Raw genomic sequence first — 26,090 nt, 5'->3', positions numbered from 1 at the left:
GTTTGGCCCTGTTTCGCGACCGAAACAGGGCCAAACGCCCGCTCACAACGCTCAGGGGGTGCGACGGCGGCGAGCGACGAGCGACGCGACGGCGCGCCAGCCCAGCATCGTCGCGCCGAGGAACAGCGTGGTGACGATCGCGAAGGACACCTCGACGCCGCCGACGCCCGTCAGTGGGCGCAGCAGCAGCCCGAGCGCCACGGTCGCGAACCACACGGCCACGCCGGTGGGCCACACCCGCGCCGGGGCGCGCCACGCGCGGGACGCGAGCCAGCCGACGGCGAGGCCCACGAGGAACGGCAGCCCCACCATCGCGACGTGTCCGAGGTCGCCGGACGTCGCGTGGCTCATCGTGCCCACCACGGTGAACACCACCACGCACACGAGGTCGCAGACGGCGGCGGGCCACGCGGCGCGGCTCGCGGGCACGGCGGGTCCGGCCGGGGCGGGGGTGCTGGGGGCGCTCACGGGCCCGAGGCTACCCGTCACAGCTCGTGCACCCCGCCGGCCACCGCGACCTCGACGGGGCCGTCGTAGGCGGAGCGCGCCTCGGCGACCGCGACGTCCGGCGCGTTCCACACCGGCAGGTGCGTGAGGAGCAGGCGGCGCACGCCTGCGGCCGCCGCGGCCTCCCCGGCGCGCCGGCCGGTGAGGTGGATGCCGCGCTCGACGCCGTCGTCCCGACCCTCCTGGAACGCCGCCTCGACGAGGAACAGGTCCGCGCCGCGCGCGCCGGCGACGAGGCCGTCGCAGGCGTCGGTGTCGCCCGAGTAGGCCAGCGTGACCCGCTCCCCCGGCCGCACGGACGACGGCCCGGTCACCCGGATCCCGTACGCCTCCACGGGGTGGTAGACGGCGAACGGCTCCAGCTCGAACGGACCCACGCGCACCGCGGACCCGGGCCGCCAGGTCCGCACGTCGTACTCGCCGTCCATCGACTCGCCCGGCTGGAGGCCGTACATCGCGGCCGCGCGCTCGGCGGTGCCGGCCGGGCCGAGCACGGGCAGCCGGCGCCCGACGCCCGTGCGCACGCCGCCCCGCTCCGGGTGGTACCGCAGGTACACGTACAGGCCGGACAGGTCGGCGCAGTGGTCGGGGTGCAGGTGCGACAGCGCGACGGCGTCCAGGTCGAGCGGGTCGACGTGCCGCTGCAGCGCGCCCAGGCCCCCGTTGCCGAGGTCGAGCAGCACGTTCCACTCCCGCTCGCCGTCGTGCGCCTGCAGCAGGTAGGTCGACGCCGGCGACCCGGGGCCGGGGAAGGAGCCGGAGACCCCGACGGTCACGAGCCTCATGCGGCCTCCACGAGGGCCACCTCGGGTCCCAGGAAGCGGCGCGCGAGCTTCTCGAACGGCTCGGGGTCGCCGGTGGACAGAAAGCGGTGCACGGGCGGCGGGGCGTCCGGCGAGCGCTCGAGGTCGTGCTGCACGAGGTTGCGGTACACGTCCTTCGCTGTCTCCTCGGCGCTGGAGACGAGCGTGACGTCCTCGCCCATCACGTACGACACGGCGCCCGCCAGCAGCGGGTAGTGCGTGCAGCCCAGCACGAGGGTGTCGACGCCCGCGGCGCGCACGGGGTCGAGGTAGCGGTGGGCGACCTCGAGCACCTCGGGGCCGGACGTCTGCCCGCGCTCCACCAGCGGCACGAAGTCCGGGCACGCCTGGGTGGTGATCTCCAGCCCGGGAGCCACGTGGAACGCGTCCTCGTAGGCGCGCGAGTCGACGGTCGCCTTCGTGCCGATGACGCCGATGCGCCCCGTCTTCGACGCGAGGACCGCGCGCCGGGCCGCGGGGCGGATCACCTCGACGACGGGGATGCCCCGACGCACGGTGTAGCGCTCCCGCGCGTCGGGCAGCGCGACGGCCGTGGCGGAGTTGCAGGCGATGACCAGCATCTTGACGCCCTCGTCGACAAGCCGGTCCATCACGGCGAGCGCCATCGCGCGCACGGCCGCGAGCGGCTTCGGCCCGTAGGGGCTGTTGGCCGTGTCGCCCAGGTAGAGCACCTGCTCGTGGGGCAGCTGGTCGAGGATGGAGCGTGCGACGGTGAGCCCGCCGACGCCGCTGTCGAAGATCCCGATGGGGGCGTCGTTCACGCCTGGCAGCCTAGTCGTGACGGACGGTCAGAACGGCGGGGAGTGAGCGGCGACACGGCGTGGCGCCCGCCACAGCGGCGCCCCGACCTGCGGTCACGCCGTGGGGCGGCCGGCCCGCAGGTCCGCGAGCATCTCCTCCACCAGCGACTCCTGGGCGAAGCCCGCGGCGACGAAGACGCCGCCCCAGTACCGCCGCTCCGCGCCGGACAGTCCGACGCGCTCCCAGCCGGCGACCTCGTCGTCGGCGCTCTCCCCCGCCGCGTCCGCGTCATCGGCGTCCGCCCAGCCCTCGTCGTCGTCCTCGACGCCGGCGAAGACCTCGTCGTGCAGCGACTCGACGTCGTCGTCGTCGACCAGGCCGAGGCGCTCGGCGAGGACGAGGCGCAGGTCGGTCAACGCCCCGGCGAACTCCTGCGCCCCCTCGCGCGGCACGACGATCTCGGCGCCCACCCGCGGGTCGTCCGGCAGCTCCTCCGGGGAGTCGACGGCGTCCGCGAAGGCGACGAGGCGCGCGACCTTCCCCGCGGCGAGGTCGGTCTGGGTGAGGTGCCGGAACTCGGTGGCGACGTCGGCGTCGTCCTCGTGCGCGTCGGGGAGCAGCCGCTGCACGGCCGGGTCCTGCGGCACGCGCGCCACGCCCGTGAACGCGACGCCGTCGCCGACCTCGATCCCCGGCTCCAGACCCGCCTCGGCGCGCAGCAGCTCCGCGACGTCCCGCGCGACCCGCGCGAGCACCTCCCGCTCGACGTCGTCCCAGCGCGCGACGTACCCCGCCGGCGCGGACCGGAACGGCGTCATGCCCCGCCCCCCTCGGCGTCGCCGTCCGACGAGCCCGACCGGCGCAGCGTGGCCCACAGCCCGAACCCGTGCATCGCCTGCACGTCCACCTCCATGCGCTCCCGCGGCCCCGACGACACCACGGCCCGGCCGTCCTGGTGCACCTGCATCATCAGCTTCTGCGCCTGCGCGGCCGGGTAGCCGAAGTAGCTCTCGAAGACGTAGCTCACGTAGGACATGAGGTTGACCGGGTCGTTCCACACGATCGTGATCCAGGGGTCGGCGACGGCCGTCGTGGCGTCCGCCTCCGTCTCGCGCTGCACCTGCGTCGCGACCGCCGCCGCGCGCGTCCTCGTCCGTCCGTCCACCGTCCCACCCTAGGCACAGCCGGGTGGCGGTCGTCGACCGTCCGCCTGGCGGGCCTCACCCTGCCGGACCAGCGCGCGCGCCCTACCGTGTCCCCATGACCGACGAGCCCCGGGGCGGCGCCGCCCCGTCGCTGCAGGCCGTCCCGGCCGCCCCGCTCCCGTCCGTCCGCTCGTCGGTCGCGCTCCTCACGGACCGCTACGAGCTGACGATGCTGCAGGCGGCGCTCGCGGACGGCACCGCGCACCGGCACTGCGTCTTCGAGGTGTTCACGCGGCGCCTGCCGGCCGGCCGCCGCTACGGCGTGCTCGCGGGCACCGGGCGCATCCTCGAGGCCCTCGCCCACTTCCGCTTCGGCGACGCGGACCTCGCATACCTCGAGCGGGCGGGCGTCGTGGACGACCGCACCCTCGACTTCCTGCGCGGCTACCGGTTCACCGGCACCATCCAGGGGTACGCCGAGGGCGAGGTGTTCTTCCCCGGCTCGCCCGTGCTGCAGGTCGAGGGCACCTTCGCCGAGGCCGTGCTGCTGGAGACGCTCGTCCTGTCGATCCTCAACTACGACTCGGCCATCGCGTCCGCCGCGTCGCGCATGACCAGCGCCGCCGTCGACCGGCCCGTGCTGGAGATGGGGTCGCGACGCGCGCACGAGCAGGCCGCGGTCGCGGCCGCGCGGTCCGCCGTCGTGGGCGGGTTCGCCGGCACGTCGAACCTCGAGGCGGGCATGCGGTACGGGCTCGACACGATCGGCACGGCCGCGCACGCGTTCACCCTGCTGCACGACGACGAGCGGTCGGCCTTCGACTCGCAGATCGCCTCGCTGGGCCCGGGCACCACCCTCCTGGTCGACACGTACGACGTGCGACGGGGCGTCGAGAACGCGATCGCCGCCGGCGGCCCGTCCCTGGGTGCGGTGCGCCTCGACTCCGGCGACCTGGGCGTGCTCGCGGTCGAGGTGCGGCGCCAGCTCGACGAGCTCGGCGCCACGGGCACGAAGATCGTGGTGACGTCGGACCTCGACGAGCACGCGATCGCGGGCCTCGCGGCGATGCCGGTCGACGTCTACGGCGTGGGCACGTCGCTGGTGACCGGATCGGGCGCGCCCACCTGCGGCATGGTCTACAAGCTCGTGGCCCGCGCCGACGCGTCGGGCGTGCTGCAGCCGGTGGCGAAGGCCTCCACCCACAAGACCAGCCAGGGCGGCCGCAAGGGCGCCGCCCGGCGCTACGGGCCCGACGGCCGCGCCGTCGAGGAGGTGCTCGTGACCGGGCCCGACGACCTCGTGGTCGCCTGGTCGCCCGAGGACGGCGCGACGGCCGACGCCGGACGGGACGCGGAGGACGGCGCCGGAGACGGCGGGCGCGCCGACCTGCGCAACCTGCTGGTCCCGCTGGTCGTGGACGGCGCCGTCGACTCCCGGTGGGTGGGCGCCTACGGCGTGCAGAACGCCGCCCGGCACCACCTGCAGGCCCGCGCGGAGCTGCCGCGCGGCGGCCGCCGGCTCTCCGCCGGCGACCCCGCCATCCCCACCGTGGACCTCGTCCTGGCCTGACCGGCGGGTCGCCTAGCGCTTCCCCACGAACCAGCCGCGCACCATCTCGACGCGGGCGGTGAGCTGCTCGGCCGTGGCCAGCGGCACCTCGGGGCCGCCGCAGCGGCGCCGGAGCTCGTTGTGCACCGACCCGTGCGGCGTGCTGCTCTTGCGCGCCCAGGCGGACACCAGCTTAGACAGCTCCTTGCGCAGGTCGGCGGCGCGCCGGTGCTCGGCCTCCGACTGCTCCAGCGCCGCCTCGGACGCCGTCGCGCCGCCCCGGCCGCGCACCTGCTGCGCCTGCCGCTGGCGCAGCAGCGTGGTCACCTGGTCGGCCTCGAGCAGGCCCGGCAGCCCGAGGAAGTCGAGCTCCTCCGCGGAGCCGACGTCCGCGCCGGTGCCGAACTCGCCGCCGTCGAACAGCACCCGGTCGAAGGAGGCCTGCGCCTCGAGTGCCTCGAACGAGCCCAGGAGCTCTCCCGACGCCTTCTCCTCCCGGTTGGCCGCCGCGAGCAGCTCCGCCTCGGGGTCGTACTCGATCCCCTGCTCCTCGGCCGTCTTCGGGCGGTCCAGCGCGTGGTCCCGCTCGATCTCCATGCCGTTGGCCAGCTCCAGCAGCAGCGGCACGCTCGGCAGGAACACCGACGCCGTCTCGCCGCGCTTGCGGGCGCGCACGAAGCGGCCGACGGCCTGCGCGAAGAACAGGGGCGTGGAGGTGCTCGTGGCGTAGACGCCGACGGCGAGCCGCGGCACGTCCACCCCCTCGGACACCATCCGCACGGCGACCATCCATCGCGAGGTCCCCTGAGCGAACTCGTCGATGCGGGCGCTCGCGCCGTCGTCGTCCGACAGCACCACCGTGGGGCTCTGCCCCGTGAGGCGCGCGAGGTGACCGGCGTACGCGCGCGCGTCGGTCTGGTCCGTCGCGATGACCAGGCCGCCCGCGTCCGGGACGGCGCGGCGCATCTCGGTGAGCCGCTTGTCCGCCCCCGCGAGGACCGACGGGATCCACTCGCCGTTCGGGTCCAGCGCGGTGCGCCACGCCTGGGCGTGCATGTCCTTGGTCATCGCCTCGCCGAGGCGGGCGCTGACCTCGTCGCCCGCCTTGGTGCGCCAGCGCATGTTGCCCGAGTACGTCATGAACAGCACCGGCCGCACGACGTGGTCGCGCAGCGCGTCGCCGTAGCCGTACGTGTAGTCCGCCTTGGACCGGCGGATGCCGTCCCGGTCCTCCTCGTACGTGACGAACGGGATCGGCGCGGTGTCCGACCGGAACGGCGTGCCCGTCAGCGCGAGGCGCCGCGTGGCGTCCTCGAACGCCTCGCGCACCGCGTCGCCCCAGCTCAGGGCGTCGCCGCCGTGGTGCACCTCGTCGAGGATGACGAGCGTGCGGGCCGCCTCCGTGCGGGCGCGGTGCAGCGCCGGCTTGGCCGCCACCTGCGCGTACGTGAGGGCGACGCCGTCGTAGTGCGAGCCGTGCCGGCCCTGGCTGTTCTTGAACGACGGGTCGATCCGGATGCCGACGCGCGCGGCGGCGTCCGCCCACTGGTGCTTGAGGTGCTCGGTGGGCGCGACGACCGTCACGCGACGCACGAGACCCGCCTCGAGCAGCTCGGTGGCGATGCGCAGCGCGAACGTCGTCTTGCCGGCGCCCGGCGTCGCGACCGCGAGGAAGTCGCGCGGGTCACGCTGCCGGTACAGCTCCAGCGCCTCCGCCTGCCAGGCGCGGAGGTTGGACGCGGTGCCCCACGGGGCGCGGCGCGGGAACGCCGGGCTCAGGTGGGACGCCGCGGCCGACGACGGCGACTGCGGCAGCGGCTTCGCGGCGGGCTCCGCCGCAGCGGCGAACAGGTCGAAGCCGTCGGGGTCGGGGGTGGGCTCGGGCTCGTTCAGCGGCTGCGCGCTCACTTGCCGGAGTCGCCCTCGCCGCCCTCGCCGTCCTGCGGGTCGCGGAGACCGTCGTAGATCTCCTTGCAGACCGGGCAGACCGGGAACTTCGCCGGGTCGCGGCCCGGCACCCACACCTTGCCGCAGAGCGCGATCACAGGCTTGCCCGACAGGGCCGACTCCATGATCTTCTCCTTGCGCACGTAGTGCGCGAAGCGCTCGTGGTCGCCCGGCTCCGCCGCCTGCTCGCGGGTGTCCGGGCGCTCCAGCACGCTGGTGCCGGCCCCGGTGTCCTGCGAGGGGTCGGCGGGCGGGGTGGAGAGGGGATCGCTCATGCCGGGAAGTCTACGACGCACCCCCCGACGCTCCCGGGCCACCCCCGCCCCCGTGCCCCGGATCCGGGTACGGATCACAGACCCTGCCAGTCCGGCTTGGACGCGAAGGTCTGGCGGTAGTAGTCGCCGAGCTGCAGGCGGGAGGCCGCCGCGTCGTCGACCAGCACCGTGGCGTGCGGGTGCATCTGCATGACCGTGCCCGGCCACATCGCGGAGATCGGGCCCTCGACGAGCTGGTGCACCGCCTCGGCCTTGCCGCGCCCCGTGGCCAGCAGCACCAGGTGGCGCGCGGACATGATCGTGCCCAGGCCCTGCGTGAGGCAGTGGGTGGGCACCTGGTCCACGTCGTCGTCGAAGAACCGCGCGTTGTCCACGCGCGTCTGGTGCGTCAGGGTCTTGATCCGCGTGCGCGACGCGAGCGAGGAGCCCGGCTCGTTGAACGCGATGTGCCCGTCCGTGCCGATCCCGAGGATCTGCAGGTCGACGCCGCCGGCGTCGGTGATCGCCTGCTCGTAGGCGGCGCACGCCGCCGGCAGGTCCTCGGCCAGGCCGTCCGGCCCGGACACCTGGTCCGCGGGCCACTCGACCCGCGAGGCGATCTCGGTCTCGATGACGTTGCGGTACCGCTGCGGGTGGTCCGCGGGCAGCCCCACGTACTCGTCGAGCATGAAGCCGCGGGCACGCGCGAACGACAGCCCCTCCTCGCGGTGGCGGCGCGCCAGCTCGTCGTACACCTTCAGCGGGCTCGACCCGGTCGCCAGGCCCAGCACGGTGGCGGGGTCGCGGCGCAGCAGCGTCTCGATCGCGTCGGCCGCGAGCACGGCCAGCTCCTCGGCGGGGGCGATCACGACTTCCATGCGGCTCTCCAAGTATCTCGTGCGGGTCTCTCGTGCGGCCCGGCAGGCGGGCCGTCGTCACGTCCGTGGGCGCCAGGGTCGCCCACGGCATCACATCATGGCGGGCGCCCGGCCGTCGCCGGGCGCCCCTCAGTCCTCGGGCTCGGCGACCGGCGCGTTGAGCATCGGCGTGATGCGGGCGTCGAACTCCCGCGCCAGCGCCTCGACGTCGCCGCCGTCCGCGATCCGGCCGAAGAGGTCCTCGTACACGCCCTCCTCCTCGATCGACGCCCAGCCGGGCGCCGCGGGGGTGAGCTTCGAGGCGAGCGCCGTCCGCACCAGGGCGCGGCCGTACTTGTCGCCCTTCATGGCCTCCTGCGCGTCGGAGTTGGCCGGCCCCAGCCCGCTCTTCGCGAGGCGGGTCTGGAACTCGTCCGAGAAGACGACGCGCAGCACGTCCTCGGCCAGCTCGGGCCGGGGCGACGTCGCGGAGATCGCGATGTTGGACCCGCCGGCGAACACCGGCGCGAGGCCGCCGTCCACCCCGGGCAGGGCGAAGATGTCGAACTTCGACGTGTCCTTCATCCCGTCGCGCACGAGCTTTCCCTCGTCGTTGCGCACCAGGTCGCCGATCGACCACCGCGCCCAGGCGGGCGCCATGATCGTGGCGGCCGCGGGCGGCGTCTCCTCGACGCCGTCGTTGAGGAAGTCCCAGTACGAGACGTCCTTCTCCGTCGACGGCAGGTACGACGCGTTGCGGTACACGTCCTGCCACATCTCGAGGCCCTTGACGGTCTTCGGGTCGGACAGGGTCGAGACCCAGTCGTCGCCCTTCTTGACGGCGAGCTCGCCGCCGGTCGCGAACGCCCAGGAGATGCCGTTGCGCCAGTCCTGGCCGCCCATCGCGAAGCCCGCGTGGTCGTCGTCCGTGAGCGCCTTGACGGTCTCGCCGAACTCGGCGAGCGTCGACGGCTTCTCGAAGCCCGCGGCCTGCCAGACGTCCTTGCGGTAGAACACGTAGCGCGAGCCGAAGTAGTACGGGAGCGCGTAGTGCGTGCCGTCGACCGAGCCGGCGTCGACGAAGGACTGCAGCAGCTTCTCGCCGCCGAGCTCCTCGTACAGGTCCGGCGAGATCTCGCGGAACGCGCCGGACGTGGTGAACGTGGGCGACTGGGTGTTGCCGATCTCGACGACGTCCGGCGTGGTCGCCGGGTCGTCCAGAGCCTCGGTGAGGTCGTCGACGAGCGTCGACCACTCCTGCTGCTCGATCGTCAGCGTGGCCCCGGGGTGCTCGTCCTCGAACGTGGTCACCAGGTACTCGCGCAGCTCCGGCGTGGTGTCCGTGCCGACCAGCCACATCGTGACGTCGGAGTCCGAGGCCTCCGCCTCGGGCTCGCCGCCCAGCGCGGAGCATCCGGCGAGGGCGAGCGTGGCCAGCCCGGCCGCGGCGGCCGTGAGCGCGGTGCGCCTCATGACGCCACCTTTCCCGAGACGGAGGGGGCCGCCACGGACCGGCCCACGACGGCCGCGCCCACGGCGCCCACGGGCACGTGGCTCGGGGCGAGCGTGACTCGGTCGGCGAGCCGGAGCGAGGACAGGAAGCCGGACGCCTGCGACTCGCGGGCGAGGGCGGCGCGCACGACCTCGAGCAACGGCTGGCCGAGCTGGGCCACCCCGCCGCCGAGCACCACCTGCGGCACGTCGACGGTCAGCACGAGCATCCGGACCGCCGCAGCGACCGCCGACGCGTACGCCTCGCGGGCCTCGACGGCCGCGGGGACGCCGCGCTCGGCCGCCTCGAAGAGCTCGACGGGCGCCGGGCGCCCGGTCCGGGCCGGCCACAGCCGGGCCACGGCGGTGCCGGAGGCGTAGAGCTCCAGGCAGCCCCGCTGCCCGCAGGGGCAGACCGGGCCCGCCGGGTCGACGGGCACGTGCCCGATCTCGCCCGCGGCCCCGCCGGCGCCGCGCCGCAGCCGCCCGTCGAGGACGAGCCCCGCCGCGAGCCCGGTGCCGAGCGCGAGGAACGCGAGGTCGATCGTCGAGCGGGACCGCCCGGTCGCGGCGGCCTCGAGGTGGGCGGCGCCGAGGGCCGCCACGTTGAGGTCGTTCTCCAGGCCGACAGGGAGGCCGCCCAGCTCGGCGCCGAGCAGCTGCGCGAGCGCGAGGGGCGCGGCGTCCACGCCGACGTTCACGGCGTGCCGGACGGTGCCCGCGCCGGGGTCGACGAGGCCGGGCATGCCCACGCCCACGCCGACGAGGTCGGCGACGTCGAGCCCGGCCTGCTCCGCGACCTGCCGGGCGGCGCGGGCCGCGCCGGCCACGACGCCGCGCGGGCCGCGCTCGGTGGCCAGGCGCGCCTGCGCCACGGCGTTGCCGTCGGCGTCCAGCAGGACGGCGAGCGTCTTCGTGCCGCCGATGTCGAGCCCGACGGTGGGCCCGCCGATCAGGGTGTTGTCCACGTCAGCCCTTCACCGCCCCGGACACCAGGCCGGACGTCATCCGGCCCTGCACGAAGAGGAAGAAGACGATCACCGGGACCGCGATGAGGGTGGAGGCCGCCATGACCTCGCCCCAGTCGATCCCGCGGTTGGCCGACGCCGACAGGAAGCTGCGCAGCCAGATCGGCAGGGTCTGCGCGCTCTCCGCGGGCAGGATCACCAGCGCCGTCGTGAACTCGTTCCACGCCTGGAGGAACGCGTACACGCCCGACGCGACGAGGCCGGGTGCGAGCAGCGGGAACGTGATCCGCAGGAAGGCCTTGGTGCGGGAGAGCCCGTCGACCATGGCCGCCTCCTCCAGCTCGGCGGGGACGCCGGCGACGAAGCCGCGCAGCATCCAGATCGTGAAGGGCACCAGGGTCGCCGTGTAGAGGATCGAGATGCCGAGCACGGAATTGAGGCCGAACATCGGCGCGCTCTCCCCCACCGACGAGAGCATCTTGTACTGCGCGATGAACAGGCCCTCGGCCGGCAGCATCTGGATGAACAGCACGGCCAGCACGAAGCTGGTGCGCCCACGGAAGCGCCAGCGGCTGATGGCCAGCGCCGCGAGGAACGCGAACGCCAGGACCAGCACGATGGTCACGCCCGTGATCATGAGGCTCATCCGCAGGGCGCCGCCGAACCCGGAGCCCGTCAGGACGCTCGAGAAGTTGGCGAGGGTGAAGTGCGAGGGCAGGAAGCTCGGCGTGCTCGCCTTGAGGCGGGCGGCCGGCGTGACCGCCGACAGCAGCATCCAGTAGACGGGGAACGCCCACACCAGCGACAGCGCGATCCCCAGGACGCCGAGCAGGACCTTGCCCAGGCGCGGACGGGGGCGGCGGGCCACGGGCCGGCTTCCCCGGTCCGCGGCCGCGACGGTGCGCGGGGCGGTCTCGGTCGCGGCGGTCATGCGGCGTCCTCCTTCATGAGGCTGCGCACGTACGGCGCGGCGAGCAGCACCGTGAGCAGCAGGACGAAGATCGAGACGGCGGCGGCGCCGGAGAAGTCCTGGCTGCCGATGCCGAGCTCGTAGATGAAGTTGCCCAGCAGGTTCGTCTCGGAGATCGGGGCACCGGCGTCCTGCAGCAGGCGGATCTGCGCGAAGACGCGCAGGTCCCAGATGATCTGCAGCAGCAGCACGATGGCGAGGACCGGGCGGACCAGCGGCAGCAGGATGTGGCGCAGGATCTGCGCCGGGCGAGCGCCGTCGAGCCGCGCGGCCTCGAGGACCTCCTCGGAGACCTGCGTGAGGCCGGCGTACAGGGACATCGCGACGAACGGCACGGACATCCAGACGATGACCATCGTCGCGACGACGAAGAACGTGCTCGGCTGCGCGAACCAGGCGTACCCCTGGAACTGGTCCATGCCGAGCTGCACCAGCACCCAGTTGACGACGCCCGTGCGGTAGTCGAAGAGCCACCGGAAGACGGTCACCGCGGCCACGAGCGGGGTGGCCCAGGCCAGCAGGAGCACCACCTGCATGATGATGCGCACCGCGCCGTGCACGGCCTTCATCAGCAGCGCGAGGCCGAGGCCGATCGCCACCGTGAGGAACGCGTTCACCAGGCAGAAGAGGACCGAGCGCCACACGACGGTCCAGAGGCGGTCGTCGGTGAAGATGCGGGCGTAGTTGTCGAGGCCCGCGAAGGTCGGGGGCGCGCCGAACTGCTGCATCATCCCGTATTCCTGCAGCGAGGTCACGACCTGCCAGTACACGGGGTACCCGAGGCCGACCAGGAGGATCAGCACGGCGGGGATCAGCAGGAGGTAGGGGGTGGCCGGCTGGCGCCGACGGCGGATCGCGATGGGGGACGCGGGCGGCGTCGTGGTGGTCATGCGGTCCTCCTTCCCGGGGTCGTGGGTGACGGGCGGAGCGGCACCGGTTCGGTGGCACCGCTCCGCCCGTCGGGGGTGGGGGCTGAGGAGGTCAGCCCGCCTGGCCGTTGAGCATCGGCGTGAGCTTCGCGTCGTACTCCTTGGCGATGGCGGTCACGTCGCCGCCCTCGGCGATCTTCTGGAAGATCTCCTCGTAGACGGAGGCGCCCTCGACGGCGGCCCAGCCCGGCGCGGCAGGGGTCAGCTTGGAGGCCTGCGCGGACTCCACGGCGGCCTCGCCGAACTTGTTCGGGTTGCCGTCGGCGTCGACCGTCATGAACTTGTCGAAGTCCGAGTTGGCCGGGCCGAGGCCCGCCTTCGCGAGCATCGTCTGGTACTCGTCCGAGTAGATGATCTTCAGCAGGTTGTCGGCGAGCTCCGGGTGCTGCGACTTCGCCGAGACGGCGAGGTTCGAGCCACCGGCGAAGACGGGGGCGACGCCGCCGTCCACGCCCGGGAGCGTGAAGATGTCGTACGTGGAGTCGTCCGCCATGCCGTCGCGGACCTCCTTGCCGTCGTCACCCTTGGTCATGTCGCCGATGGACCAGCGGGCCCAGCCCGGCGCCATGATCGTCGCGCCCGAGGGGGCCTCGCCGTCGGTGCCGTCGTTGATGAAGTCCCAGTACGCCTCGTCCTTGGCAGTGGCGGGGAGGTTGGACGCGTTCTCGTACACGTCCTGCCACTGCTCCAGGCCCTTGACGGTCTTCGGGTCGGACAGCGTGGAGGTCCACTGGTCGCCGTCCTTGACCGCGAGCTCGCCGCCGTTCGCGAAGACCCAGGAGATGCCGTTGCGCCAGTCCTGGCCGCCGATCGCGAAGCCGGACTGCTTCTTGGTCGTCAGCTCCTTGACGGACTTGTCGAACTCCTCGAGCGTCGTGGGGACCTCGAGCCCGGCCTTCTTCCAGATGTCCTTGCGGTAGAACATGAAGCGCGAGCCGTAGTAGTAGGGCAGCGCGTACTTCGTGTCGTCGATCGAACCGGCGTCGACGAAGGACTGCAGCAGCTTGTCGCCGCCCAGCTCCTCGTACAGCTCGGGGGAGATCTCGCGGAACGCGCCCGCGTACGTGAACGTCGGGGCCTGCGTGTTGCCGATCTCGACGACGTCCGGCGTGTTGGTGGCGTCCGGCAGCGCGGTCGTGAGCTTGGTGACCAGGTCGGTCCAGTCCTGCTCCTCGATCGTCAGCGTCGAGCCGGGGTTCTCCTCGGCGAACGTGTCGACGAGGTACTTGCGCAGGTCGTCGTTCGTGTCCGCGCCGGCGAGCCACAGGGTGATGTTGCCGGCCTCGGGGGTGCCGGCGGCCTCGCCACCGTTGCCCTCCTCGTCGGCGGGCGCGCACGCGGCGAGCGCGAGCGCCAGGGTCAGGCTCGTCGCCACGCCGGTGGCGACGACACGGGTCCTCTTCACTGGGGATTCCTCTCGATCTGTGCAGGACGGCGCCAGGAACGGCGCCTTCGGTGCGGACGTCCGTCGGGGGTCAGGAGACCCCGAGCTGGGCGGCGAGCACCAGGACGGCTGCGCCGGCGAGGACGACGTCCTCGTCGAGGGTGGCCATCCGGAGCCGCAGTCCGGCCGCGGTGGCCGGCATCGTGCGGTCGGTCAGCGTCTGCAGGGCGGCGGTGCGCAGCGCGCCGTCGAGCAGGTCGGCCGGGCCGCTGAGCAGCACCTCGGCCAGGTTCAGGGCGCCCACGACGGGGGCGAGGGCGACGCCGAGCGTGCGCCCGACGCCCGCGAGCGCCTCGTCGGCCTCGGCGGGGTCCAGCCCGGCGACGGCGCGGCGCAGGGCCGGCACGCCGAGCACGGTCTCGAGGCAGCCGCGGCGCCCGCAGGCGCACAGCTCGCCGTCGTCGACGACCGTGACGTGGCCGAGCTCGCCGGCGGCGTCGGCCGAGCCGTGCACGCGGGAGCCGTCGACCATCACGCCGGCACCCACGCCCTGCCCGACCGTGAGGACGAGCATGGAGTCGGCGGCGCCGCCGTAGGTGTACTCCCCCAGCGCGGCGGAGTTGGCGTCGTTGGCGACGTGCACGGGCAGGGCCAGCCGGTCGGTGAGCAGCGCGCCGAGCGGCAGGTCGACCCACTGTCGGTTCGGGGCCTCGACGATCCGGCCCTCGTCGTCGACGACACCGGGAGAGCCGACGCCGACCCCGATGACGGGGCGCGTGGCCGCGGAGATGAGGGTGCGCGCGAAGCGCGTCAGGAGGTCCACGAGCTCGTCGCCCACGTGCCCGGCGACGGGCAGGGAGCGGCGCACCACGGCCTCGCCGGTGAGGGTCATGACGGCGCCGCGCATCACCGCGTCGTCCGACAGGTCGACGGCCACGATCTGGTAGGCGTCCGTGCGCATCCCGACGAGGATCGCGGGCTTGCCGACCCGGCGGCCCGGCTGCACGCCGAGCTCCTCGACGAGCCCCTCGGCGAGGAGCACGTTGACCAGGTCGGAGATCGTCACGCGCGTCAGCGACGTCGCACGGGCGAGGTCGGCGCGGGAGGTGGGCCCCTCGTGGAACAGGTGCTGGAGCACGAGCGAACGGTTGTGCGCCCGGGCGTGCTCGGGGAGCACCTTGGAGGTGGCTCGCAGGCCGGCACCCAGACCTCGTCGTGCTGTGCGCGTCGTCGGCGTGGACATGTTTGTTAGTACAGCGTCTTAACAAGGGTCCTGTCAATCCGCGCCCGCCCCGCCCGTGCGCGCGTTACCGGATCGTGACGGATGCCGCCACCGGGACGCGGTCGGCGGCGGCGAGTCCCGGCGCGCTTACCACGGGCGGGCCCTCGCGTGGCCCGTGGAGCGGGTGAAGATCACGGTCTCGCCACGGTCCGGTCACGATCCCGCGGTCCGGACCAGCGGCGACGCACGCCCGCCCTACGCTCGGAGCCATGCCTGCCTCCCCCCGACCTGCCCGGGGCCGACGCGCGCCCGCCGCCGTCGTCGCCCTGGCGGCGACGCTGCTGCTCCTCGTCGCAGGCTGCTCGTCAGGATCCGGGGGCGACGCCTCCTCCGTGCCCGACCAGGGGGCCGGCTCCGCGGCGGGCTCGGAGGACGGCACGGCGGACGTGTCCGCGGCGGGCGCGAGCGAGAGCCTCGCGGAGGCCGACCCCGCCGCCGCGGCGGACCGCGAGATCGTCACCACCGGCAGCGCCACCGTCGTCGCCGACGACCCCGCCGCCGCGGCGAGCAGGCTCGCCCGGCTCGTGGAGGAGGCCGGCGGGCGGGTGGAGCGGCGCACCGAGACGGCCACGACGGCCGACTCCCCCGGCACCGCCTCGATGACCGTGCGGCTGCCGGCGAACCGGATGACGGGCGCCGTGGAGGCGCTGGACAAGCTCGGTGCGGTCGAGGACGTCGACGTGCAGACCGAGGACGTCACCGGCCAGGGGCAGGACCTGGACGCCCGCATCGCCGCGCTGAGCACCTCGACCGACCGGCTCCGCGACCTCATGAAGACGGCCGGCACCACCGAGGACCTGCTCCAGGTGGAACAGGAGCTGTCCACCCGGCAGGCGGACCTCGACGCGCTCACGGCGCAGCGACAGCGCCTCTCCGACCAGGTCGCGATGTCGACGCTCGACGTGCAGATCGTCCCCGAGCCGCTGACCGCGGCGGCGACGCGGGGCGGCTTCGTCGGCGGGCTGACGTCCGGGTGGCACGCGCTGGTCACGACCCTGCAGACGATCGTCCTCGTGCTCGGGGTCCTGCTCCCCTGGCTCGTCCTCGCGGCGCTCGGCTACCTGGGGTTCCGGTGGCTGCGTCGGCGCACCCGGCCGGCGGCCGACGCGGGCGGCAGCGCGCCGCACGGACCCCACGGCGGCCCCGAGGACGGCCCGCGCGACCCCGGCGCACCCGTCCCCCCGGCTCCGGACGAGGCACCCGACGACGCGCCCGAGCCGGTGCCGGCCGGCCGCTGAGCCGTCGCCGGCCCGCCGGCGACGCGTCCGGCGCCTACGCGTCCGGCTCGGCCCCGCCGCGGCCCTCGACCCAGCCCCCCATCCCGGTCCACCCGGCCGCGGCACGCTCGGTCGCCAGGTCGCGCGGGTAGCCGACCACGCCGGGCCGCTGCTGCCACGGGTGCGGGCCGTCGAGCGGCCGGTACTCGACGCCCGCCGCGTCCAGGCGCGCCAGGTGCGCGCCGCGCAGCCGCTCGTCGAAGCCCTCCGCCGCGGGGTTCCAGACGGCCTCGGCGAAGGCGACGAGGCGCGGGAACGCTGCGTAGTCGACGCGCCGCACGGAGTCGAGGTGCTCGCTCCACACCTGCGCCTGGGCGCCCAGCAGCGTGCCGGGCAGGTCGCCCGCCAGCTCGGGACGCGCGGCCAGCAGGCCGGCCGGGAACGGCTCGAACGCGCGCACGTCGTCGACCGTCCGGACGAAGCCGACCGGCACGGGCTCGTCGTCGCCGGCGCCGGCGCGGTGGTCGAGGTAGACCTCCTGCTCGGGCGCCAGCACGACGTCGTGCCCCGCGGCGAGGGCGTCGGCCGCCACCGCGTGGCCGCGCCAGCAGGTGACCACGACGTCGCGCGGCAGGTCGGGCCCGAACGCCTCGTCCCACACGACGGCGCGGCGGCCCCGGGACCGCAGGTGGTCCGCGAGCCGCGCGAGGAACCAGCCGTGCAGCCGGGCCACGTCCCCCTCGCCGTCGGGCCCGAGGAGGCCGAGGTCGGCGGCGCGCGCCACGATCTCGGGGCGCTCCCGCCACGCCACCACCGGCACCTCGTCGCCGCCCAGCGCGACGAACGGGGAGTCGAAGACCTCGCACACCTCGTCGAGCACGCCGGCGAAGAACTCGACGGCCGCGGGAGACGGGTCGATCACGTCCTCGCTGATGCCCCAGGTGGTGCGCACCTCGTGCGCACCGGGGCGCGCGGCCAACTCCGGGTAGGCGGTCAGCAGGGCCTGCACGTGACCGGGCGAGCCGATCTCGGGCACCACGGTCACGCCGCGCTCGCGCGCGTACACGACGATCTCGCGCAGGTCGTCGCGGGTGTAGAACCCGCCGTGGGGACGACCGTCGTACCGGCCCGCGCGCCAGGTGCCGACGCCCGACTCGCGTCGCCACGACCCGACCTCGGTGAGGCGCGGGTAGCGCTGGACCTCCATCCGCCAGCCCTGGTCGTCCGAGAGGTGCAGCTGCAGCACGTTGAGGTGGTGGGCAGCCGCGAGGTCCACGAAGCGCAGCACGTCCGCCTTCGGCAGGAAATGCCGCGCGACGTCGAGCAGCACCCCGCGCCAGCCGAACCGCGGCCCGTCCTCGATCGTCACGGCGGGCAGGGCGAGCGGCGCGCTCCCGGCGCGGCGGAACGCCTGCGGCCCGGCGAGCTGGCGCAGGGTCTGCGCCGCAGCGTGTGCCCCGGCGAGGTCCGCGGCGGCCACGCGCACGACGGCGCGGCCCGCGTCGTCCTCGACCGTCAGCCGGTAGGCGCCCTCGGCGAGCGTCGGGGCGACGTCGAACACGACGTCGGCCCCGTCCGTGGCCGGGTCGCCGTGCGGGGCGCCCGACGCGCCGGGCACCAGGTCGAGGCCGAACGCGTCCTCGCTCACCCGCCGCCACCACCGGGCGGCCGGGCGGAGGTCGGGGTGGGCGGCGACCCGCGCCCCGTCGCGCAGGGTGGGCATCTCCCCCTCGGCGTGCAGGGACACGGGGGCGGGGACGACGTCGGCGGCGTGCGGCATCCGGCCACCCTAACGAAATGTACGGGGTCCGAAGCAATGGCTCGCACGCCCTCGGGCGCAGGCCCGGGACGCACGACAGGCGGGCCACCGTGAGGGTGGCCCGCCTGTCGCAGGGGTGGAGCTGCCGGGAATCGAACCCGGGTCCGGTGGCGCCTTTCGAGGACTTCTCCGGGCGCAGCCTGCTGTGCTTTTCTCGGCCCCCGCACTCACGCAGACAAGGTGCGGACGGGCCCAGTCACCTAGGTGTCCCCGCCGCCCCGGTGACGAGGGCGGCGAGCAGTGGCTCTCTAGATGACGTGAGCTACCGGGTCGAGAGCGATCCCGGGCTCACGGACTTCGAGGCTCGCTCAGGCGGCGAGGGCGAAGTCGGTGCGCTTGTTATCGGCACCTATAGGTTTGCAGGCAAAGCGTTAACGAGATGAGCCTGCATCCTCGGCCCGCTTCTCCACGAAGCACGACCACCGTCGAAACCGATCAGCCCCTATGCATTTTTCAACCGGGTCTGCCGACCCTGCCGGCCACGGGGAGCCCCGCACCGACGTCCTCCAGTCTAGAGGAAGAACCGCACCGGCCGCGCCGTTATTTCCGCGCCCCGGGTGACTGCGTCCCGCTCAGCCGACCCGCTCAGCCCAGGAGCTCCTGGTGCCGGATCGCGCGCTGCGCCTCGCGCATGTCCTGCTTCTCGCGGAGCGTCTGCCGCTTGTCGTACTCCTTCTTGCCGCGCGCCAGCGCGATCTCGACCTTGGCGCGCCCGTCGAGGAAGTACAGGCTCAGCGGGATGAGGGTGTGGCCCTTCTCCCGCGACTTCACGCCCAGCCGGTCGATCTCCTCGCGGTGCAGCAGGAGCTTGCGCTTGCGGCGCGGCGCGTGGTTGTTCCAGGTGCCCTGGAAGTACTCCGGGATGTGCACGTTCTCGAGCCAGGCCTCGCCGTGGTCGATGGCGGCGTACCCGTCGAGGAGCGACGCCCGCCCCATGCGCAGCGCCTTGACCTCGGTGCCGGACAGGACGATCCCTGCCTCGACGACGTCCTCGATCACGTAGTCGTGGCGTGCCTTCTTGTTGTTCGCCACGATCGTGCGCGGGTCGCCCTGCTTCTTCTTGGCCCCGCCGTTGGCCCTCGACATGGTTCCCTCCTCCCGGGGTCGCGGTCTCGCGACGACCCAGGATACGGGAGCCGCCGGGGGTGGCCAGGGCTTTTCCGCGGTCCGCGGACGGGCGTCAGTTGAGCCAGCCGCCCATCGGATCCGTGGTGCTGCCGTTGACGTACACCTCGAAGTGCAGGTGGCACGCCTCCGCGGTGCCCGTCGAGCCGGAGTAGCCGATGACCTGCCCCTTGTCGACGTACTGACCCACCCGCACGGTGTCGTAGGTCATGTGCAGGTAGCGCGTCATGACGTTGTTGCCCTTGTAGGTGCCGTGGTTGATGAGCACGTTGTTGCCCGGCCCGCTGCCGTAGTACGCCTGCTCCACGTAGCCGCTCTGCGCCGCGTAGATCGGGGTGCCGCAGTAGGTGCGGATGTCCGTGCCGGCGTGCAGGCGCCAGTAGTGCAGGATCGGGTGGAACCGCATCCCGTACGAGCTGGTCACGACGTGGTAGTTCGTCGGCCAGCCGAGGAACGAGCCCGACGAGGACGACGAGCCGCCCCCGCCACCTCCGCCGCCGGAGCTCGACCCCCCGCCGGAGCTGGAGCCGCCGCCCCCGCCGCCGCTGCTGCTGGACTTGCGCTCGGCGGCGGCCTTGCGTCGGGCCTCCTCCTCGGCCTTGCGCCGCTGCTCCTCCAGGCGGGCGTCGCGGGCCTTCTGCTTCTGGATGATGACCTTGAGCTCGGACTCGAGGCTCTGCTGCGCCTTCTCGTTCTGCTTGAGCTCCGCGAGCGCGTTCGCCTTCTGCGACTCGATCGACGCCTTGAGCTTGCGCTGCTTGGCGATGAGCCGCTCGACCTCGGCCTTGCGGTCCGCGGCCTCGCGCTGCGCCTTCTCCGCCGCGGCCACGTTGGCGTCGGCCTCGCGCTTGAGGTCGGCGATCGCCGCGCGGATCGCGTCGAGGCGGGCCTGCTGGTTGCGGGCCACCGCCTCGGCGTCCTGCAGGTCGGTGAGGGTGCGCGCCTGACTGCGGGCCGCCGACGACGAGACGGCGAACTCCGCCAGGAAGTCCTCCGTCGACTGCGCGCCGGTGACGAGGCCGAGCGTGGTGGTGTCGTCACCGTTGCGGTACGCCTGGCGGGCCATCTGCACGACGTCCGCCCGCGCCGCCTCGACCTTGCCCTTGCCGGCGTCGATCCGGCCCGACACGGCGGCCTCCTCGGCCTCCGCGTCCGCGAGGCGCTGCGCGAGGATCGCGGCCTTGCGGCGCGCCTCCTCGAGCCTGGCCTCGGCCGCGTCGAGCGCCGCCTGCGCCACCGGGAGCCGCCCCTCGACCTCGTTGAGGTCGAGCACCGCCTGCCGGAACTTGGCGTTGGTGTCCTCGAGCTCCTCCTGGAGGCTGTCGCGCTCGCGCTCCTTCGCGCGCTGCTTCGCCTCCGCCGCCGCCCGCTGGTCGTCGATGGGGTCGGCCGCAGCCGGCGCCGCCTGGACGCCCGCCGTCACCGTGGCCGACGTCGTCGCCCCGCCCAGCACCAGCACCGCGGCCACGAGGCCGCCCACCGCGCGTCGTCCGACGCCCCGGGACGCGCCCGGGGTCGTGCCTGGGGTCGTCATCTGCGATCTCACACCCTCGTGTACCGGTTGAGCGTCACCACGGACGACACCACCGCCAGGAGCACGGCGATGCCGATGAGCAGCGGCGCGATGAGCAGGACGTCACCCACGTCCACGTACGCCACCCAGTCGACGGAGTCCTGCAACCAGTCCGTCACCAGGTACTGCACCGCGAGCCACAGCCCCCCGACGGCGAGCAGGGCCCCCACCAGGGCGGCGATCGCGCCCTCGAGCATGAACGGCAGCTGCACGAACAGGTTGGACGCGCCGACGAGCCGCATGATGCCCGTCTCGCGGCGCCGCGACACCGCGGACAGCCTGATGGTCGTGGTGATCAGCAGCACCGCGGCCAGGAGCATCACCCCCGCCAGGCCCGCCGCCAGGAGCGAGGCGCGACCCAGCGCGAGGAAGAGCGGTTCGAACACCTCGCGCTGGTCCTCCACGACCTCGACGCCGGTGCGGCCCTCGAGGACGTCGTCGACCACCTGGTACTGCTCGGGGTCGACCAGCTTCAGCCGGAACGAGGCCTGCATGTCGTCCTCGGTGAGCTGCGTGCCCTGGTACCCGTCCGGGTACATCGTGGTGAACGCCTTGAACGCGTCCGCCTTGCTCTCGAAGTACGTGGTGGCCACGACGTCCGACAGCTCGGTGTCGATGACCTCCCGCAGGGCGTCGATCTGCTCCGGCGTGGCCTCGCCGTCGGCGCAGGTCGGCGCGGTGGACCCGTCCGGGCAGAGGAAGACGGAGACCTCGACCAGGTCGTACCAGTCCCCCTTGAGCTTGGTCACCTGCGTCTGCAGGAGCGCGGCGGCGCCGACGAAGGTGAGCGACACGAACGTCACCAGGACGACGGACACCACCATGGTCAGGTTGCGCCGCAGGCCGCCGAGGACCTCGGTGAGGACGAACTGGAGCCGCACCCTCAGGCCTCCCGTCCCGCGCGCACGCGCTCGTGCTCGCGCAGCACCTGCTGCACCACCTCGTCGGCCGACGAGCCCGCCTCCTCCGCCGGCGGCGGGGCGGCCGCGCGAGCCGCCGCGGCCTCGGCGGCACGGTCGGCCTCGAGGTCGGCGGGCTCGGGCGAGATCTGCACGCGCGGCGCGACGGCCCGCGCGCCCCGGCTCGGGGCGTCGAGGACCGGCGTCTGGCCCACCTGCGGCAGGATCGACTCGCGCTCGCCGTAGACGGCGTCCACCTCGTCGCGCACGACCGACCCGGTCGACAGCTCGACCACGCGCTTGCGCATCTCGTTGACGATCTCGTCGTCGTGCGTGGCCATGACCACCGTGGTCCCGGTGCGGTTGATGCGGTCGAGCAGGCGCATGATCCCCAGCGAGGTGGTCGGGTCGAGGTTGCCCGTCGGCTCGTCCGCGAGCAGGATCTGCGGCCGGTTCACGAACGCGCGCGCGATGGCCACGCGCTGCTGCTCGCCGCCGGAGAGCTCGTGCGGCAGCCGCTTCTCCTTGCCGTCCAGCCCCACCATCTCGAGCACCTCGGGCACGGTGGTGCGGATCGTGTGGCGCGGCTTGCCGATCACCTGCAGCGCGAAGGCCACGTTCTCGTACACGGTCTTGCCCGGCAGCAGGCGGAAGTCCTGGAAGACGACGCCGATGCTGCGCCGCAGGGACGGCACCTTCCAGCTCGACAGCCGCGACAGGTCGCGGCCCGCCACGTACACGTTGCCGCCCGTGGGGCGCTCCTCGCGCAGCACCAGCCGCAGGAACGTGCTCTTGCCCGAGCCGGACGCGCCGACGAGGAACACGAACTCCCCGCGCGAGACGTCGACCGAGACGTCGTCGAGCGCGGGCCGTGCCCCTCGGGCGTAGACCTTCGAGACGTTCTCGAACCGGATCACGACGTGCCTCTTCCCTGCCTGGTGGACCGTGCAGCACCGGCCCACGTCACGTCAGGACCGGGCTGCCCGATTTCCGAGAGTCGCACCCGGCAGGGAGGGTGGCAGGAAGGACACGCCGGTGTGTCGCGGGTCCGGGCGGCCGCCCGGGGGGCGGCCGAGGTCGGGCCGAGGTCGGGCCGAGGTCAGGCTGCGTCGGCGCCGCCGGAGCGACGCCAGCGGATCCCCGCCTCGATGAAGTCGTCGATCGCGCCGTCGAACACGGCCTGCGTGTTGCCCGACTCGTGCTCGGTGCGCAGGTCCTTGACCATCTGGTACGGCTGCAGCACGTAGGAGCGCATCTGGTCGCCCCAGCTGGCCTTGATGTCGCCCGCGAGCTCCTTCTTCTTCGCGGCCTCCTCCTGCTGGCGGATGAGCAGCAGGCGGGACTGCATGACGCGCAGGGCGGCGGCGCGGTTCTGGATCTGCGACTTCTCGTTCTGCATCGACACGACGGTGCCCGTGGGCAGGTGGGTCATGCGCACGGCGGAGTCGGTGGTGTTGACCGACTGTCCGCCGGGGCCCGAGGAGCGGAAGACGTCGATCTTCAGCTCGGACTCGGGGATCTCGATGGAGTCCGTCTGCTCGATCAGCGGGACCACCTCGACCGCGGCGAACGACGTCTGACGGCGGCCCTGGTTGTCGAACGGCGAGATGCGCACCAGGCGGTGCGTGCCGGCCTCGACGGACAGGTTGCCGAAGGCGTACGGCGCGTTCACCTCGAACGTCGCCGACTTCAGGCCGGCCTCCTCTGCGTACGAGGTGTCCATGACCTTGGTGGGGTAGCCGTGGCGCTCCGCCCAGCGCAGGTACATGCGCAGGAGCATCTCGGCGAAGTCGGCGGCGTCGACGCCGCCGGCGCCCGCGCGGATCGTGACGACGGCCTCGCGGGCGTCGTACTCGCCGCTGAGGAGGGTGCGGACCTCCAGCACGTCGAGGTCCTTGCGGATGGCGCCGATCTCGCCCTCCGCCTCGACGAGCGAGTCCTCGTCCTCCATCTCCTGGCCCAGCTCCACGAGCGTCTCGACGTCGTCGATGCGCCGGCCGAGCCGGGAGACCCGGTCGAGCTCCGCCTGGGCGGAGGACAGGGCGGAGGTCACCTTCTGCGCCGAGTCGGGGTCGTCCCACAGGTCCGGGGCGGCCGCCTGCTCGGAGAGGTCCGCGATCTTCGCCTGCAGGACGGTGGGGTCGCTCACGGCCTCGATGGACTCGAGGGTGGCGCGCAGCGCCTTGATCTCTGCGGGGAAGTCGATGGTGGCCACGATCCTCAAGGTTACCCGTCCGTGGCCGGCGTCAGTCCCGGGCCGGCGGCTCCGGCAGCGTGCGGCCGAACATCTGCGCCGTGTCGCGGGCACTGGGCGCCCCGGCGTCCGGGTCGGCCCCGGCGTCGAGCAGCGCCGCCACGACGTCGTCGGCGCCCTTGAAGACCGCCCCCGCGAGGGGCGACTGCCCGCGCGCGTTGACGCGGTCGACGTCCGCCCCGCGGCCCGCCAGGCCGCGGACGAGGCCGGCGTGCCCGTGGTAGGCGGCCAGCATGAGCAGCGTGTTGCCCTGCGCGTCCGCGTGGTCGGCCGGGACCCCGGCGTCGACGAACTCCAGCAGCAGGTCGGCCCCCGCCCGGGCGAGGTCGAACATCTGGTCCAGGTCGACGGGAAGCTTGTCGTCGGTCACCCGGCGAATCTACCCGGCGCATCGGCGCGGCACGCTGCCCGGCAAGGGCGCCGTTCCCGTCCGATGCTGGACCCCTGGGGCCACGGCGGACACAGGGAGGTGCCCCATGACGACCTACCGGTGGCGCGGGCTCGCGGCGGGCAGCGTCGAGCACCTCGACCTGGACCTGCGCGAGGGCGTGCTGCGCGCCCGGTCCCTCGTGGACCTCGGGCCCGAGCGGATCGAGTACGCGATGGAGCTCACGCCGGCGTGGGAGTTCCGGGGCCTGCGGCTGTGGTCGTCCGCGGGCCGCCAGCTCGACCTGGACCGGGACGAAGCGGGCGCCTGGCGGGCGGACGGCACGGAGCGGCCCGACCTGGCCGGCGCCGTCGACGTCGACCTCTCGTTCTCCCCGTTCACCAACACGCTGCCGGTGCGCCGCCTCGGCCTGGAGGTCGAGGCGGCGGCCGACATCGTCACCGCGTACGTCGACGGCGCGACGTTCGAGGTCACGCCCGACCGGCAGCGGTACACCCGGCCGTCCGCCGACCGCTACGTCTACGAGTCCCGCGACAGCGACTTCCTGCGCGAGATCACGGTGGACGCCGACGGGTTCGTCGTCGACTACCCCGGCCTGTTCGTCCGCCTGCCCGGCGACGGCTGAGGCCGGCGGGCCGACGTTCGGTCCGGGGCCGCGGGTCAGGCCGCGGCGGTCTCCTGGCCGATCTCCTGGCCGATCTCCTGGCCGATCTCCTGGCCCGGGCCGAACACCTCGTGGTGGATCCGGTCGGCCGTGACGCCCCGGCCCAGGAGCGCGGACTGGACGAGCGTCATGAACGGCGCCGGGCCGCAGAGGTACGCGTCCGCGTCGTGCGGCACGTCGACGCCGTCCAGGTCGAGGTAGCCGGAGCGCAACCGGTCCTGCGTGGGGCGGGCCCCGAGGTCCTCGTACCAGCGGTGCAGCTCGGCGGTGGGGATCGCGTCGACGAGCTCGCGCAGCTCGGCCCGGTGCGCGTGCCGGGCGGGCGACCGGTCCGCGTGCAGCACCACCACGCGCCGGGGGGTGCCGGCGTCGCGCAGGTGGTGCAGGAAGCCGATCATCGGCGTGATCCCGATGCCCGCCGAGACGAGCACCAGCGGGTTCTCACCCTCGACCAGCGTCAGCTCGCCGAAGGGCGCCGAGACCTCCAGTCCGTCGCCCTCGAACGCGTTGGCGTGCAGGTGGTTGGAGACCTCGCCGGCTGGGGCGAGGCCCGCCGGGCCCGCGCCGGCGAGGATGGCCTTGACCGAGATCGCCCACGCCCCCGGCTCTCCCCCGCCCGTGAGGCTGTACTGCCGGATCTGGCGGGTGCCGTCGGGCAGGTGCACGGCCACCGAGACGTACTGCCCGGGGCGGGCGGCGGGCAGCGCGGAACCGTCCGGGGCGACGAGCTCGAGCGAGATCGTGTCGGGCGACTCCTGGCTCCGGCGTGAGACCGTCACCGTGCGCCAGACGTCGCCGGGGGCCACACCCGTCTCGGCGTACAGGCCCAGCTCGATCTCGACGAGGGCGTCGGCCATGTCCCAGTAGACCTCGTCCCACGCGGCGGCGACCTCGGGCGTGACGGCCTCGCCGAGCACCTCCACGATGGCGGCGAACAGGTGCTCGTGCACGGTCGGGTACTGCTCCGGGAGGATCCCGAGCGAGGCGTGCTTGTGCGCGATGCGCGCCAGCACCGTGCGGGGGTCCGGCCCGTCGTCCACGAGAAGCGTCGCGTACGCCGCGATGGCCCCCGCGAGGGCGCGCTGCTGGTCGCCGCGGGCCTGGTTGCCGCGGTTGAACAGGTCGCGCTCGAGCTCGGGGTGGGCGGCGAACATGCGGCGGTAGAACACCGGCGTGATGTCGCCGATCGCGCCGCCGATCACGGGCAGCGTGGCGCGGACGACGGCGGCGGACTCGGGGGTGAGCATGGGTGACTCCTGTCTGTTCTACGGGTTCCGTCGTGGGCGCCCGGCGGCGTCGCGCG

General features: G+C 73.8%; 25 protein-coding genes and 1 other RNA gene. 3 read left to right on the top strand and 23 right to left on the bottom strand.

Annotation, left to right across the window (positions count from 1 at the left end):
• Positions 1-51: 51 nt before the first annotated feature.
• The 5 genes from ACFWDO_RS00810 to clpS all read right to left on the bottom strand — a co-directional run bounded on the left by ACFWDO_RS00810 (position 52) and on the right by clpS (position 3,192).
• Positions 52-468: a DUF3054 domain-containing protein gene (locus tag ACFWDO_RS00810; protein WP_380325733.1), complete on the bottom strand. Its 417-nt coding sequence runs from the start codon at positions 466-468 to the stop codon at positions 52-54.
• 17 nt (positions 469-485) lie between these two features.
• Positions 486-1,292, bottom strand: a complete 807-nt coding sequence (locus ACFWDO_RS00805) for an MBL fold metallo-hydrolase (RefSeq protein WP_380325730.1) — start codon at positions 1,290-1,292, stop codon at positions 486-488.
• Positions 1,289-2,092, bottom strand: a complete 804-nt coding sequence (gene murI / locus ACFWDO_RS00800; protein ID WP_380325727.1) for a glutamate racemase — start codon at positions 2,090-2,092, stop codon at positions 1,289-1,291. Before murI ends, ACFWDO_RS00805 begins: the two co-directional genes overlap by 4 nt.
• A 93-nt stretch (positions 2,093-2,185) precedes the next feature.
• Positions 2,186-2,890, bottom strand: coding sequence for a DUF2017 family protein (locus ACFWDO_RS00795; RefSeq protein ID WP_380325724.1), 705 nt, complete (start codon positions 2,888-2,890; stop codon positions 2,186-2,188).
• Positions 2,887-3,192, bottom strand: a complete 306-nt coding sequence (gene clpS / locus ACFWDO_RS00790; RefSeq protein ID WP_380325739.1) for an ATP-dependent Clp protease adapter ClpS — start codon at positions 3,190-3,192, stop codon at positions 2,887-2,889. Before clpS ends, ACFWDO_RS00795 begins: the two co-directional genes overlap by 4 nt.
• A 140-nt stretch (positions 3,193-3,332) precedes the next feature.
• Here clpS and ACFWDO_RS00785 point away from each other — a divergent pair, with 140 nt between their 5' ends.
• Positions 3,333-4,787 carry a nicotinate phosphoribosyltransferase gene (locus tag ACFWDO_RS00785; protein ID WP_380325721.1) on the top strand — a complete coding sequence of 485 codons (1,455 nt, stop codon included), beginning with the start codon at positions 3,333-3,335 and terminating at the stop codon, positions 4,785-4,787.
• A gap of 12 nt (positions 4,788-4,799) precedes the next feature.
• On the opposite strand, the gene ACFWDO_RS00780 is transcribed toward ACFWDO_RS00785, so the two are convergent.
• The 9 genes from ACFWDO_RS00780 to ACFWDO_RS00740 form a co-directional block, all read right to left on the bottom strand.
• Positions 4,800-6,617, bottom strand: a complete 1,818-nt coding sequence (locus tag ACFWDO_RS00780) for a DEAD/DEAH box helicase (RefSeq protein WP_380325736.1) — start codon at positions 6,615-6,617, stop codon at positions 4,800-4,802.
• Positions 6,618-6,670: 53 nt separating this feature from the next.
• Positions 6,671-6,988, bottom strand: a complete 318-nt coding sequence (locus ACFWDO_RS00775) for a DUF3039 domain-containing protein (protein ID WP_079576050.1) — start codon at positions 6,986-6,988, stop codon at positions 6,671-6,673.
• 74 nt (positions 6,989-7,062) lie between these two features.
• Positions 7,063-7,845, bottom strand: a complete 783-nt coding sequence (gene nagB / locus ACFWDO_RS00770) for a glucosamine-6-phosphate deaminase (RefSeq protein ID WP_380325717.1) — start codon at positions 7,843-7,845, stop codon at positions 7,063-7,065.
• A 129-nt stretch (positions 7,846-7,974) separates the two neighbouring features.
• A complete protein-coding gene (locus ACFWDO_RS00765; RefSeq protein ID WP_380318129.1) occupies positions 7,975-9,297 on the bottom strand; it encodes an extracellular solute-binding protein in 1,323 nt (440 codons plus the stop codon).
• Entirely contained in the window at positions 9,294-10,283 is a 990-nt protein-coding gene (locus tag ACFWDO_RS00760) for an ROK family protein (protein WP_380318132.1), read from the bottom strand. Before ACFWDO_RS00760 ends, ACFWDO_RS00765 begins: the two co-directional genes overlap by 4 nt.
• Position 10,284: 1 nt before the next feature.
• Entirely contained in the window at positions 10,285-11,214 is a 930-nt protein-coding gene (locus tag ACFWDO_RS00755) for a carbohydrate ABC transporter permease (protein WP_380318135.1), read from the bottom strand.
• Complete coding sequence (locus tag ACFWDO_RS00750) at positions 11,211-12,143, bottom strand: carbohydrate ABC transporter permease (RefSeq protein ID WP_380318138.1); 933 nt, start codon at positions 12,141-12,143, stop codon at positions 11,211-11,213. Before ACFWDO_RS00750 ends, ACFWDO_RS00755 begins: the two co-directional genes overlap by 4 nt.
• Before the next feature lie 91 nt (positions 12,144-12,234).
• Entirely contained in the window at positions 12,235-13,587 is a 1,353-nt protein-coding gene (locus ACFWDO_RS00745; protein WP_380318141.1) for an extracellular solute-binding protein, read from the bottom strand.
• Between the two features lie 70 nt (positions 13,588-13,657).
• Positions 13,658-14,809: an ROK family protein gene (locus ACFWDO_RS00740; protein WP_380318144.1), complete on the bottom strand. Its 1,152-nt coding sequence runs from the start codon at positions 14,807-14,809 to the stop codon at positions 13,658-13,660.
• Positions 14,810-15,057: 248 nt separating this feature from the next.
• Between ACFWDO_RS00740 and ACFWDO_RS00735 the strand changes: the two genes are divergently transcribed.
• Positions 15,058-16,086 (top strand): DUF4349 domain-containing protein, encoded by a 1,029-nt coding sequence (locus ACFWDO_RS00735; RefSeq protein ID WP_380318147.1) that lies wholly within the window; start codon positions 15,058-15,060, stop codon positions 16,084-16,086.
• 34 nt (positions 16,087-16,120) lie between these two features.
• Here ACFWDO_RS00735 and ACFWDO_RS00730 read toward each other — a convergent pair whose 3' ends face one another.
• The 8 genes from ACFWDO_RS00730 to ACFWDO_RS00695 form a co-directional block, all read right to left on the bottom strand.
• The gene (locus ACFWDO_RS00730; RefSeq protein WP_380318150.1) at positions 16,121-17,845 is read right to left on the bottom strand and encodes a beta-N-acetylhexosaminidase; all 1,725 of its coding nucleotides are present in this window, start codon (positions 17,843-17,845) and stop codon (positions 16,121-16,123) included.
• Between the two features lie 113 nt (positions 17,846-17,958).
• Positions 17,959-18,327, bottom strand: a transfer-messenger RNA (tmRNA) gene (gene ssrA / locus ACFWDO_RS00725).
• 142 nt (positions 18,328-18,469) lie between these two features.
• Positions 18,470-18,970 carry an SsrA-binding protein SmpB gene (gene smpB, locus ACFWDO_RS00720; RefSeq protein WP_380243402.1) on the bottom strand — a complete coding sequence of 167 codons (501 nt, stop codon included), beginning with the start codon at positions 18,968-18,970 and terminating at the stop codon, positions 18,470-18,472.
• 94 nt (positions 18,971-19,064) lie between these two features.
• On the bottom strand, positions 19,065-20,543 hold the full coding sequence (locus ACFWDO_RS00715; protein WP_380318153.1) for a peptidoglycan DD-metalloendopeptidase family protein: 1,479 nt from the start codon (positions 20,541-20,543) through the stop codon (positions 19,065-19,067).
• Positions 20,544-20,551: 8 nt separating this feature from the next.
• Positions 20,552-21,463 carry a permease-like cell division protein FtsX gene (gene ftsX, locus ACFWDO_RS00710; protein ID WP_380318156.1) on the bottom strand — a complete coding sequence of 304 codons (912 nt, stop codon included), beginning with the start codon at positions 21,461-21,463 and terminating at the stop codon, positions 20,552-20,554.
• A 2-nt stretch (positions 21,464-21,465) separates the two neighbouring features.
• Positions 21,466-22,398 carry a cell division ATP-binding protein FtsE gene (ftsE, locus tag ACFWDO_RS00705; RefSeq protein WP_380318159.1) on the bottom strand — a complete coding sequence of 311 codons (933 nt, stop codon included), beginning with the start codon at positions 22,396-22,398 and terminating at the stop codon, positions 21,466-21,468.
• Positions 22,399-22,580: 182 nt separating this feature from the next.
• Complete coding sequence (gene prfB, locus ACFWDO_RS00700; RefSeq protein ID WP_380318162.1) at positions 22,581-23,696, bottom strand: peptide chain release factor 2; 1,116 nt, start codon at positions 23,694-23,696, stop codon at positions 22,581-22,583.
• 31 nt (positions 23,697-23,727) lie between these two features.
• The gene (locus ACFWDO_RS00695) at positions 23,728-24,105 is read right to left on the bottom strand and encodes an ankyrin repeat domain-containing protein (RefSeq protein WP_380318165.1); all 378 of its coding nucleotides are present in this window, start codon (positions 24,103-24,105) and stop codon (positions 23,728-23,730) included.
• Positions 24,106-24,211: 106 nt separating this feature from the next.
• Here ACFWDO_RS00695 and ACFWDO_RS00690 point away from each other — a divergent pair, with 106 nt between their 5' ends.
• Positions 24,212-24,748 (top strand): putative glycolipid-binding domain-containing protein, encoded by a 537-nt coding sequence (locus ACFWDO_RS00690; RefSeq protein WP_380318168.1) that lies wholly within the window; start codon positions 24,212-24,214, stop codon positions 24,746-24,748.
• Between the two features lie 35 nt (positions 24,749-24,783).
• On the opposite strand, the gene ACFWDO_RS00685 is transcribed toward ACFWDO_RS00690, so the two are convergent.
• Positions 24,784-26,034, bottom strand: a complete 1,251-nt coding sequence (locus ACFWDO_RS00685) for a globin domain-containing protein (RefSeq protein ID WP_380318171.1) — start codon at positions 26,032-26,034, stop codon at positions 24,784-24,786.
• Positions 26,035-26,090 lie beyond the last annotated feature (56 nt).

The sequence above is a fragment of the Isoptericola sp. NPDC060185 genome (assembly GCF_042728595.1).
Classification (GTDB): domain Bacteria; phylum Actinomycetota; class Actinomycetes; order Actinomycetales; family Cellulomonadaceae; genus Isoptericola.
Note: the sequence above shows the minus strand (reverse complement) of the source record. Positions and strands in the feature narration are given on the sequence as shown.

Coding starts and splice junctions, on each gene's coding strand:
- ACFWDO_RS00730 (WP_380318150.1), bottom strand. CDS start 17,845: ATGCCGCACGCCGCCGACGTCGTCCCCGCCCCCGTGTCCCTGCACGCC.
- ACFWDO_RS00750 (WP_380318138.1), bottom strand. CDS start 12,143: ATGACCACCACGACGCCGCCCGCGTCCCCCATCGCGATCCGCCGTCGG.
- nagB (WP_380325717.1), bottom strand. CDS start 7,845: ATGGAAGTCGTGATCGCCCCCGCCGAGGAGCTGGCCGTGCTCGCGGCC.
- ACFWDO_RS00740 (WP_380318144.1), bottom strand. CDS start 14,809: ATGTCCACGCCGACGACGCGCACAGCACGACGAGGTCTGGGTGCCGGC.
- ACFWDO_RS00755 (WP_380318135.1), bottom strand. CDS start 11,214: ATGACCGCCGCGACCGAGACCGCCCCGCGCACCGTCGCGGCCGCGGAC.
- ACFWDO_RS00735 (WP_380318147.1), top strand. CDS start 15,058: ATGCCTGCCTCCCCCCGACCTGCCCGGGGCCGACGCGCGCCCGCCGCC.
- ACFWDO_RS00775 (WP_079576050.1), bottom strand. CDS start 6,988: ATGAGCGATCCCCTCTCCACCCCGCCCGCCGACCCCTCGCAGGACACC.
- ACFWDO_RS00785 (WP_380325721.1), top strand. CDS start 3,333: ATGACCGACGAGCCCCGGGGCGGCGCCGCCCCGTCGCTGCAGGCCGTC.
- ACFWDO_RS00690 (WP_380318168.1), top strand. CDS start 24,212: ATGACGACCTACCGGTGGCGCGGGCTCGCGGCGGGCAGCGTCGAGCAC.
- ACFWDO_RS00805 (WP_380325730.1), bottom strand. CDS start 1,292: ATGAGGCTCGTGACCGTCGGGGTCTCCGGCTCCTTCCCCGGCCCCGGG.
- ACFWDO_RS00795 (WP_380325724.1), bottom strand. CDS start 2,890: ATGACGCCGTTCCGGTCCGCGCCGGCGGGGTACGTCGCGCGCTGGGAC.
- ACFWDO_RS00765 (WP_380318129.1), bottom strand. CDS start 9,297: ATGAGGCGCACCGCGCTCACGGCCGCCGCGGCCGGGCTGGCCACGCTC.
- smpB (WP_380243402.1), bottom strand. CDS start 18,970: ATGTCGAGGGCCAACGGCGGGGCCAAGAAGAAGCAGGGCGACCCGCGC.
- ACFWDO_RS00685 (WP_380318171.1), bottom strand. CDS start 26,034: ATGCTCACCCCCGAGTCCGCCGCCGTCGTCCGCGCCACGCTGCCCGTG.
- ACFWDO_RS00715 (WP_380318153.1), bottom strand. CDS start 20,543: ATGACGACCCCAGGCACGACCCCGGGCGCGTCCCGGGGCGTCGGACGA.